At 47.0% G+C, this 8,725-nt stretch carries 21 protein-coding genes; all 21 read right to left on the reverse strand.

The annotated features are described in order from the left end of the window. Positions 1-195, reverse strand: coding sequence for a 50S ribosomal protein L30 (gene rpmD, locus QF669_01105; GenBank protein MDP6456043.1), 195 nt, complete (start codon positions 193-195; stop codon positions 1-3). A gap of 9 nt (positions 196-204) precedes the next feature. Beyond that, positions 205-708, reverse strand: coding sequence for a 30S ribosomal protein S5 (gene rpsE, locus QF669_01110; protein MDP6456044.1), 504 nt, complete (start codon positions 706-708; stop codon positions 205-207). Beyond that, positions 705-1,013: a 50S ribosomal protein L18 gene (rplR, locus tag QF669_01115; GenBank protein ID MDP6456045.1), complete on the reverse strand. Its 309-nt coding sequence runs from the start codon at positions 1,011-1,013 to the stop codon at positions 705-707. The genes rpsE and rplR overlap by 4 nt, the downstream gene beginning before the upstream one ends. A gap of 69 nt (positions 1,014-1,082) precedes the next feature. Next, positions 1,083-1,619, reverse strand: coding sequence for a 50S ribosomal protein L6 (rplF, locus tag QF669_01120; protein ID MDP6456046.1), 537 nt, complete (start codon positions 1,617-1,619; stop codon positions 1,083-1,085). 6 nt (positions 1,620-1,625) lie between these two features. Next, on the reverse strand, positions 1,626-2,024 hold the full coding sequence (gene rpsH, locus QF669_01125; protein ID MDP6456047.1) for a 30S ribosomal protein S8: 399 nt from the start codon (positions 2,022-2,024) through the stop codon (positions 1,626-1,628). Between the two features lie 22 nt (positions 2,025-2,046). Continuing rightward, positions 2,047-2,232: a type Z 30S ribosomal protein S14 gene (locus QF669_01130; GenBank protein MDP6456048.1), complete on the reverse strand. Its 186-nt coding sequence runs from the start codon at positions 2,230-2,232 to the stop codon at positions 2,047-2,049. Further along, positions 2,232-2,960 carry a 50S ribosomal protein L5 gene (gene rplE / locus QF669_01135; protein MDP6456049.1) on the reverse strand — a complete coding sequence of 243 codons (729 nt, stop codon included), beginning with the start codon at positions 2,958-2,960 and terminating at the stop codon, positions 2,232-2,234. Before rplE ends, QF669_01130 begins: the two co-directional genes overlap by 1 nt. A 9-nt stretch (positions 2,961-2,969) precedes the next feature. After that, positions 2,970-3,278 carry a 50S ribosomal protein L24 gene (gene rplX / locus QF669_01140; GenBank protein MDP6456050.1) on the reverse strand — a complete coding sequence of 103 codons (309 nt, stop codon included), beginning with the start codon at positions 3,276-3,278 and terminating at the stop codon, positions 2,970-2,972. Next, a complete protein-coding gene (gene rplN / locus QF669_01145) occupies positions 3,279-3,647 on the reverse strand; it encodes a 50S ribosomal protein L14 (GenBank protein ID MDP6456051.1) in 369 nt (122 codons plus the stop codon). Between the two features lie 29 nt (positions 3,648-3,676). Next, the gene (gene rpsQ / locus QF669_01150) at positions 3,677-3,940 is read right to left on the reverse strand and encodes a 30S ribosomal protein S17 (GenBank protein ID MDP6456052.1); all 264 of its coding nucleotides are present in this window, start codon (positions 3,938-3,940) and stop codon (positions 3,677-3,679) included. A 9-nt stretch (positions 3,941-3,949) separates the two neighbouring features. Next, positions 3,950-4,159 carry a 50S ribosomal protein L29 gene (rpmC, locus tag QF669_01155; protein ID MDP6456053.1) on the reverse strand — a complete coding sequence of 70 codons (210 nt, stop codon included), beginning with the start codon at positions 4,157-4,159 and terminating at the stop codon, positions 3,950-3,952. A gap of 20 nt (positions 4,160-4,179) precedes the next feature. After that, positions 4,180-4,599 (reverse strand): 50S ribosomal protein L16, encoded by a 420-nt coding sequence (gene rplP / locus QF669_01160; protein MDP6456054.1) that lies wholly within the window; start codon positions 4,597-4,599, stop codon positions 4,180-4,182. After that, positions 4,599-5,225 carry a 30S ribosomal protein S3 gene (rpsC, locus tag QF669_01165; protein ID MDP6456055.1) on the reverse strand — a complete coding sequence of 209 codons (627 nt, stop codon included), beginning with the start codon at positions 5,223-5,225 and terminating at the stop codon, positions 4,599-4,601. Before rpsC ends, rplP begins: the two co-directional genes overlap by 1 nt. A 4-nt stretch (positions 5,226-5,229) precedes the next feature. Further along, positions 5,230-5,583: a 50S ribosomal protein L22 gene (rplV, locus tag QF669_01170; protein ID MDP6456056.1), complete on the reverse strand. Its 354-nt coding sequence runs from the start codon at positions 5,581-5,583 to the stop codon at positions 5,230-5,232. Positions 5,584-5,588: 5 nt separating this feature from the next. Beyond that, the gene (rpsS, locus tag QF669_01175; GenBank protein MDP6456057.1) at positions 5,589-5,855 is read right to left on the reverse strand and encodes a 30S ribosomal protein S19; all 267 of its coding nucleotides are present in this window, start codon (positions 5,853-5,855) and stop codon (positions 5,589-5,591) included. Positions 5,856-5,857: 2 nt separating this feature from the next. Next, positions 5,858-6,685: a 50S ribosomal protein L2 gene (rplB, locus tag QF669_01180; GenBank protein ID MDP6456058.1), complete on the reverse strand. Its 828-nt coding sequence runs from the start codon at positions 6,683-6,685 to the stop codon at positions 5,858-5,860. Between the two features lie 3 nt (positions 6,686-6,688). Then, on the reverse strand, positions 6,689-7,012 hold the full coding sequence (rplW, locus tag QF669_01185) for a 50S ribosomal protein L23 (GenBank protein ID MDP6456059.1): 324 nt from the start codon (positions 7,010-7,012) through the stop codon (positions 6,689-6,691). Position 7,013: 1 nt separating this feature from the next. Beyond that, the gene (rplD, locus tag QF669_01190) at positions 7,014-7,643 is read right to left on the reverse strand and encodes a 50S ribosomal protein L4 (protein ID MDP6456060.1); all 630 of its coding nucleotides are present in this window, start codon (positions 7,641-7,643) and stop codon (positions 7,014-7,016) included. Between the two features lies 1 nt (position 7,644). After that, the gene (rplC, locus tag QF669_01195; protein ID MDP6456061.1) at positions 7,645-8,262 is read right to left on the reverse strand and encodes a 50S ribosomal protein L3; all 618 of its coding nucleotides are present in this window, start codon (positions 8,260-8,262) and stop codon (positions 7,645-7,647) included. 2 nt (positions 8,263-8,264) lie between these two features. Then, positions 8,265-8,573: a 30S ribosomal protein S10 gene (gene rpsJ / locus QF669_01200; protein MDP6456062.1), complete on the reverse strand. Its 309-nt coding sequence runs from the start codon at positions 8,571-8,573 to the stop codon at positions 8,265-8,267. An 11-nt stretch (positions 8,574-8,584) separates the two neighbouring features. Further along, positions 8,585-8,725, reverse strand: a 141-nt coding sequence (gene tuf / locus QF669_01205) for an elongation factor Tu (protein ID MDP6456063.1), incomplete at its 5' end; no start/stop codon positions are given.

Here is an 8,725-nt window from a genome sequence, read left to right on the forward strand (position 1 = left end):
TCACTCTTCTTCAACCTCTAAAAGAAACTCAACTGCCTCAATCATACCTCTAATCTGGGGTGTATCAACGTGATGTACAGTTTGATGCATCTTCCTGAGACCCAAAGCAGTCATCGTCCGCTTGGTCTTTTCTCGATGACCGATGACACTTCTAGTCTGGGTAATTTTCAATGTTTTCTGTTTCTTCTTGGCCATCGGTTCTATCTACTTAAAGATTTCGCTTAACGTGATTCCCCTGCGGTTTGCCACTGATACCGGATCCTGAAGATTTCTCAAGGCGACCTCTGTTGCTCTCACAATATTGTTAGGATTTGTCGAACCGAACCGCTTTGTGAGGATGTCGGTAATACCGGCCTGTTCAACCAGACCCCGTACGACACTTCCGGCAATAATCCCTGTACCGGGCGCCGCTGGCTTCAACATGACCCGGCTTGCCCCAAATTTCCCGATAATCTTGTGCGGAATTGTACCGTTGACAAGCGGGATGCGAAAAAGATTTTTCTTCGCGTTCTCTTTAGATTTTGTAATGGCAGCAATCACTTCATTTGCCTTACCGTAACCGAGCCCCACATGTCCTTTCCCATCACCTACTGTGACAAGCGCACTGAAACGAAATCTTCTGCCCCCGGACACAACTTTCGCAACGCGGTTTATCCGGATAACCGTCTCTTCCTGAAGTTCAAGCTCTGTTGGATCAATAGTACTCAAAACTTCAATCCTCCTGTTCGCGCGCCATCAGCCAGCGCCTTAATCCTGCCATGATAGAGAAATCCATTTCTGTCGAATACAACTTTCCCTATCTTCTTAGTTTTTGCTCTTTCAGCCAAAACACGTCCTACGATTTCACTTTTTTCGACATTTGACTTGGCACTCTTCAACTTTGATTGAATCCCCTTCTCTACAGATGAGGCCGATACCACTGTCTCACCCTTCTGATCATCTACAATCTGACTATAGATGTGATTCAAACTGCGATAGACAACCAGTCGCGGATTATTGTTTGTCCCCAACATCCGTTTGCTACGCCGGCGCCTCCTGCTTCTCCTGATCTGTTTTTCAAATTTCCGCTTCACAATAGCCCCTTATTCCCCTACGGTTTTACCTTTCTTGATACTTACGTGCTCGTCAGCGTACCGGATTCCTTTACCCTTATACGGCTCAGGAGGATTGAAAGATCTGATCTTAGCTGCAACTTGTCCAACTAATTGTCGATCAATCCCTGAAACAGTCAGTTTGCTCTTTGTCGCTTTTATCTCAATCTCTTCCGGCGGTTCAAAATAGATGTCGTGAGAGTATCCCAAGGCCAGTTTGAGTCGCTTTCTTTCCATTACAGCGCTGAATCCGATACCGATTATTTCAAGATCCTTCGAAAAACCGTCGGATACTCCATGAACCATGTTAGACAGGAGAGCCCTTGTTGTACCGTGTAAAGAACGGTAAGTCTTGCTGTCAGATGGTCTCTGAACTTCTAAATGTTCCTTCTCCTGTTTGATAATCATATCGGCATTGAATTCAAATTCTAACGTCCCTTTTGGACCTTCAACCACCGCACGGCTGCCCTTCAGAGAGACCTTCACCCCTTCCGGTATGGCAATAGGCTGTTTTCCAATTCTAGACATCGAACACTACCAGACGTTGCAAACTATCTCTCCGCCAACGTTCAACTTCTTGGCAACTTTGTTTGACACGACTCCCTTGGATGTGGTTAAGATTGATATTCCAAGACCATCAAGAACCCGCGGTACTTCACCGGCCTTAGAGTAGATCCGCCTGCCGGGTTTACTTATCCGCTTGAGATGCTTAATAACAGGACTTCCAGAGCGATCATATTTCAAAAATACTCTTATCACCTTTCCTACAGGATTATTAATGATGAAAAAATCTTTAAGATAGTGTTCTTCTTTGAGAATATAGAGGATCCGGATCTTCAGGTTAGAAGCTGGAACATCTACCCAACGACTCGCTGAAGCCTGTCCATTACGGATTCTGGTCAGCAAATCAGCAACTGGATCTGTCATACTCACTTAATCTTCTCCTATTCTTGCCCTACCAGCTCGCCTTGGTAACACCGGGGATTTCCCCTTTCAGTGCAAGTTCCCGGAAACAGAGACGGCAAAGACCAAATCTTCTCAGAAACCCCCGCGAACGGCCGCACTTTGAGCATCTGTGATATCGCCTTACCGAAAACTTTTGTGACTTTTTTGATTTAACGATCAGTGACTTTTTTGCCATTATGCAACCTCTTCAACCGATTCCGGAGAACTTTCTTCATCCACTTCTTCAACATCCTGAACTTTACTCGTGAAAGGATCTTTTTCCTTAAAGGGAAATCCTAGAGATTTAAGTAATTCGTAGCCGCCTTCATCATTGTTAGCAGTAGTGACGATAGTAATATCTAAGCCACGTACCCGGTCTATTTTATCGTAGTCAATCTCAGGAAAGACAATCTGCTCTTCAATGCCAAAGTTGAAGTTCCCTCGGCCGTCAAATGATTTGATAGAGAGTCCATTGAAATCACGTACGCGGGGCAGGGCTATAGATACAAGTCTTTCCAGGAACTCGTACATCATCCATTTTCTAAGGGTAACGCGGCATCCGACGGGATCTCCGACTCTGAGCTTGAAATTAGAGATGGCCTTTTTTGCGCGTGTGATTACAGCCTTCTGACCGGAAATAGTTGTCAGATCATCTACGGCATGTTCCAGAGATGCTTTCTCATCTTTCGCATTCCCGATGCCGATGTTCAAAGATATTTTCTCCAAACACGGCACTTCAAGATTGTTTTTCAGATGCAATTTCTTTTTTAGAGCAGGCACAATGTCATTCTGATATCCTCGGAAGAGGTTAGGTACATACCCATTTGTAGAAGAGGCAGACGGCTTCTTTTTCTTAGGAACAGCCTTCTTTGCTGTGCCAGCTTTCTTTGCCTTTACACTACTCTTTTTCTTTTCTTCTGCCAAATCGTCCTCTTAAGAATCTATATCATCACCAGTTTTAAGAGAGTACCTAACCTTGCGACCCGTTTCTAGAAAACGGAGTCCCACCCGGGTCCTCTGCCCGCCAGCCACCAGCATAACGTTAGAGACATGAATGGGTGCCTCCCGCTCGACAATTCCACCTTGAGGATTGTTCTGCGAGGGACGGGTATGTCGCTTTATGAAATTAATACCTTCAACAACGATTTTATCAGTTGTGGGATAAGATTGCAGAACTTTACCCTTTTTCCCTCGGTCATCACCGGAGATCACCTCAACAGTATCTCCCTTTCTAATATTCATTTATATCACCTCAGGCGCCATGGAAACAATTTTCATAAAGCCTTTTTCTCTTAATTCACGGGCTACGGGACCGAAAATCCGCGTTCCGCGTGGTTCCCCGGCACCGGTAAGCAGAACCGCCGCATTATCATCAAACCTGACATAAGAACCGTCTTTCCTTCCCACCTCTTTTCTCGTCCGAACAATGACAGCTCGCGACTTTTCACCCTTCTTCACCATACCACCAGGAATCGCCTGTTTAACAGTTACTACCACGATATCTCCCACACTTGCATAGCGCCGTCTTGTACCGCCCAAAACTTTGAAACAGAGTACTTCTCTTGCACCAGTATTGTCCGCGACTTTTAGTCTTGTTTCTGACTGAATCATAATCTGCTTTGTAACTCTTCAGGATTACTCTATTCTCCTGTTCCTTTCCGCACAATCTCAGATACTCGCCAATGTTTTGTCTTGCTCAAAGGCCGTGAGGAGATAATTCTCACCTGATCTCCAGGCTGGCACTCCTTATTCTCAACGTGAGCGCTGACTTTCTTCTTTTTCGTAATATATTTCTTGTAAACTGGATGCTGCACCCGTCTTGCTACTTCAACGAGCACTGTCTTTTGCATCTTATCACTAATCACAGTTCCTACTAAAACCTGTCTTTTACCTCTGTCGGTCATTCTTCTCTTCTATCCTTTAGCTTCTCTGATATCCAGTTCATATTCCCTCAGCGCTGTCTTGATCTGAGCAATCTCCCTTCTCAGATGGCGCAACCGAAGAGGATTTTCGAGTTGCTGTAACGCTTTCTGAAATCTAAGATTCTCCAGTTCATCATAGTCATCTGAGAGTCTCGATTTGAGCTCCTGTGTGGTCATTTCTTTCAATTCTTCACGTTTCATGGAACTACCTTCGATCGTCTTTAGATTGTCGCTTCACGGCGTCCGGCCAATTTAGTTTTCACGGGAAGTTTGAAACCTGCCAGACGAAATGCTTCGGCCGCAAGTTCCTTGTCAACGCCTTCCACTTCAAAAAGAATTCTACCCGGTTTGACAACAGCAACCCAGTGATCAGGAGCACCTTTTCCCTTGCCCATTCGCACTTCAGCCGGTTTCTGAGTAACAGATTTGTCCGGGAAAATCCTGATCCACATTCTTCCGTGCTTCCTGATTTTCCTCACAATCGCTACACGGGCGGCTTCTATCTGACGAGCCGTAACCCAACCCGGCTCCAAAGCTTTGAGCCCATAGCTGCCAAATGCAACATGGCTGCCCCGGTGTGCGAGTCCCCGCCGGTTTCCGCGATGCACCTTGCGCCATTTAACTTTGCGTGGCTCCAGCATCAGGTTGCGATCTCCCCATTACATATCCACACCTTGATTCCGATTATGCCGTAAGTAGTACGAGCCTCCGTAACTGCAAAATCGATATCCGCCCTGAGAGTCTGAAGAGGTACGCTCCCCTCATGAAACGTCTCACAGCGGGCAATCTCTGCACCACCCAGCCTGCCGGCAACCCGTATCCGGATACCGTCTGCTCCCATCCTCATAGTAGACTGAATAGACTTCTTGACAGCCCGCCGGTAGTTTATCTTCTTCATCAGCTGCTGTCCGATATTCTCTCCCACCAGTTTGGCATCCATCTCCGGCCGCTTGATTTCGGATACATTAACCTGCGTCTCATTACCCGTTAACGTTTTGATCTCTTCTTTCAATTTATCTACCTGCTCTCCCCCTTTGCCGATGACAATTCCCGGCCGGGAAGTATAGATAGTAACCGCCAGCTTTTTCGATGTTCGATTGATATCGACTTTTGATATGCCGGCATTTGGTAGCCGTTTAGCAATATATCCCCGTAATCTTATGTCTTCTTCCAGAAACTTCGGGAATTCCTTGTTCGCGAACCAATTGGAAGACCACGGCTTGTTGATGCCAAGCCTGAAACCTGTAGGATGTGTTTTTTGACCCATCTCTTTACTGTGCTAATCTTTTTGTGCTCAAAACAATGGTAAGATGACTCGATCTTTTACGCAGCCGCGATGCCCGTCCCATGGAAGCTGGCCGAAATCTCTTCATAGCTGGAGCCTCATCGACAAAAGCCTCCTTAATGACCAGATCATCCAGATCTGCTTCCTTACCTTCTTCCATCTGAAGAAAATTCGAAACCGCGGAGCGGATTGTTTTCTCGATTACTTCCGACGCCTTCTGAGGAGAGAAATGCAGATTGTTCAAAGCCGACTCCACATTCATATCCCTGACCGTCTCAAGCATCCGGCGCACTTTTCTGGGAGACTGACGTACAAAACGGGCTTTAGCTTTCGATTCCATCGTTACTACTTCCTGTCGCCTGAATGCGTCCTGAAGATACGCGTGGGAGCAAACTCACCGAGTCGGTGACCCACCATGTTTTCAGAAATAAAAACCGGCATGAATTGTTTACCGTTATGAACAGCCAGTGTATGTCCCACAAAATCGGGCGTTATCAGGCTGCTTCTGGCCCATGTCTTGATGACCTTCTTCTTTTTCCCCTTGCCCATCTCTTTGATCTTCTTGAGGAGCTTTTCGTCGACATGAGGACCTTTCTTAATAGAGCGAGCCATAACTACTTTCTCCTCTTCACAATATATCTGTCTGAAGACTTGTTTTTTTTACGTGTCTTGTATCCCTTAGTCGGTTTGCCCCACGGAGTCGACGGGTGGCGACCGCCCGATGATTTTCCTTCGCCTCCGCCCATGGGATGATCCACGGGATTCATGGCGACGCCTCTCACCTTCGGACGCCTACCCAGCCAGCGGTTTCTCCCGGCCTTGCCAATCTTAACCGTCTCGTGACTCTTGTTCCCCACTTCTCCAATCGTTGCCATACAAACATCATGTAACATTCTGATTTCGCCGGAAGGGAGTTTCAGTGTCACCATTCCGCTATCTTTTGCCATGATCTGGGCGCCGGTACCAGCACTCCTCACCAACTGTCCTCCCTTCCCGGCAACCAGCTCGATGTTGTGCACCATGAGTCCAGATGGAATGACTTTCAGTGGTAGACTGTTTCCGATTCTCAGAGGAGCCCTATCTCTTGATGAGATAATGGAATCACCTACTTTCAGCCCGTAAGGTGCAACAATATATCGCTTCTCACCATCAACATAGTGTAACAGTGCAATCCTGCCAGAACGATTAGGATCGTATTCAATCGTCGCCACCTTTGCGGGTATATCAAATTTGTCCCGCTTGAAGTCTATCACCCTGTAACGCCTCTTGTGTCCGCCACCTCTGCGGCGAGCTGTCAAACGACCGGCGTTATTCCTTCCACCACTCTTTTTGACCGGACGAACAAGGCTCTTTTCGGGCTTAGAGTGTGTGACCTCCTCGAAAGTCGAAACAGACTTAAAGCGCTGTCCGGGTGTTACAGGTTTCGATTTCTTAACAGGCATTTATCAACTCTCCGCTTCCATACCGTAAAGATCGATCGAGAATCCTTCATGAAGCGTAACTATCGCCTTTTTCCAATCTGAGCGCTTTCCTCTGGTTCGAATAACATGACCTCCGCTGCGAACAGTCATTTCTTTCCGCTTACCTTTGACGTTCTGTGTTCGGACAGCGGAAACTTTAACGTTGAATTTCTTCTCAACGGCTCTCTTGATACTAATCTTGTTGGCATTACGACTCACTTTAAAGGCGTATTTGTTCTCGCTCTCTTCCAGATGACTCATTTTTTCAGTCAATATAGGACTCTGAATAATCTGACTTTCGGTGTTCATTTCAGTTGACCGCGAGTTGTTCACTCAGTTTCTTGATGCCGGCTTTGTCAAATACAACTGCTTCACAATCCAAGAGATCATAGGTAGACACATCAGTGGCTGGAATCAGAAAGACATTCGGCAGGTTTCTCGCCGAAAGAGACAGATTCTTCTCAATCTCACCAACAAGTACAGTAATCTTCTTCCCACCTAAACCAAGATCTTGTAAGAGCTTGCGGAAATCTTTGGTCCTCGGCGCATCAATTGTCATTTCATCAACGACGTAGACAGCTTTATCCTGTACCCTTTGAGATAGAGCACTCCTCCGGGCAAGCTTTTTCATTTTTTTGGGAAGTCTATCCTTGTAATCACGAGGTTTCGGGCCGAAGACGACACCACCGCCGCGCCAGATAGGAGATCGAATGGTACCGGCACGCGCTACGCCCCGTCCCTTCTGCCGCCAAGGCTTGCGGCCACCGCCGCGGACTTCTGAGCGTGTTTTCGTAGAGTGTGTCCCCTGTCGTGAATTGGTCATTTCGGCTACTACCGCTCGATGAATGACATCCTCATTCGGTTCAATCTTGAACACTGAGTCATCCACCCTGACCTTGGATGTCTCTTCACCTTTTACGTTATATACAGGAATATTCATTTCACTTAGTCACTATAACAATTCCGTTTCGGCCACCGGGAACCGCACCTTTTATAAAGAGGTTGTTGTTATCACTATCCACTTTGACTACTTCAAGATTATCTACCAGCGTGGTTCTGTTCCCGTGGCGGCCGGGCATTTTTGTCCCGGGCCAGACACGCGACGGATCCGACGCCTGCCCGATTGAACCGGGGGCGCGCAAACGATCTGACTGACCATGCGTTTTTGGACCACCGCCAAACCCGTACCGTTTCACAACGCCTGTGAATCCTTTACCCTTCGAGACACCTTTGATCTGAACATAGTCCCCATCCTTAAACATATCCACACTATACTCATCACCTGTTTTTGGACTACGGCCCCGATCAATAGCAAATTCAGCCAAGTAGCGTTTCGGTGATACGCCAGCCTTCTTGAAGTGTCCCGCCTGAGACCGATTCGTCTTCACCTCTTTCTTGTCTTCAAAACCAAGCTGGACAGCTACGTAACCATCTGACTCCTCTGTTTTTACCTGAGTCACTACACACGGACCAGCCTCGATAACGGTGACAGGAACGCTTCGTCCATCCTTATCGAACAGTCGGGTCATCCCCATTTTTTTTCCGATCAGACCTGTCATCGCTAAGCCTTTATCTCGATATCGACACCGGCTGAAAGATCAAGTTTCATCAGCGCATCTACAGTCTTAGGAGAAGCATTCAGAATCTCGATGAGACGTTTGTGTATTTTTGTCTGAAACTGTTCACGAGACTTTTTGTTGACATGCGGAGAGCGAAGGACTGTGTAAATAGTTCGCTTCGTTGGTAGAGGTATAGGCCCCGACACAACAGCGCCGGTAGATTTCACCGTCTTCACGATCTTCTCCGTAGATTTATCTATAAGATTGTGATCGTATGCCTTAAGCCTAATCCGTATGGACTGTGCAGCCAACTCAGCTCTCCCTACTCAACAATTTCAGTCACCACGCCAGCGCCTACCGTGCGACCACCCTCACGAATGGCAAACCGCAACTCCTTCGCCATCGCTATTGGCGCTATCAATGACACATCTATCGTTACATTATCTCCCGGCATTACCATCTC

It is taken from the genome of Candidatus Neomarinimicrobiota bacterium (assembly GCA_030743815.1).
In the GTDB taxonomy this organism is placed as follows: domain Bacteria; phylum Fidelibacterota; class Marinisomatia; order Marinisomatales; family S15-B10; genus UBA2146.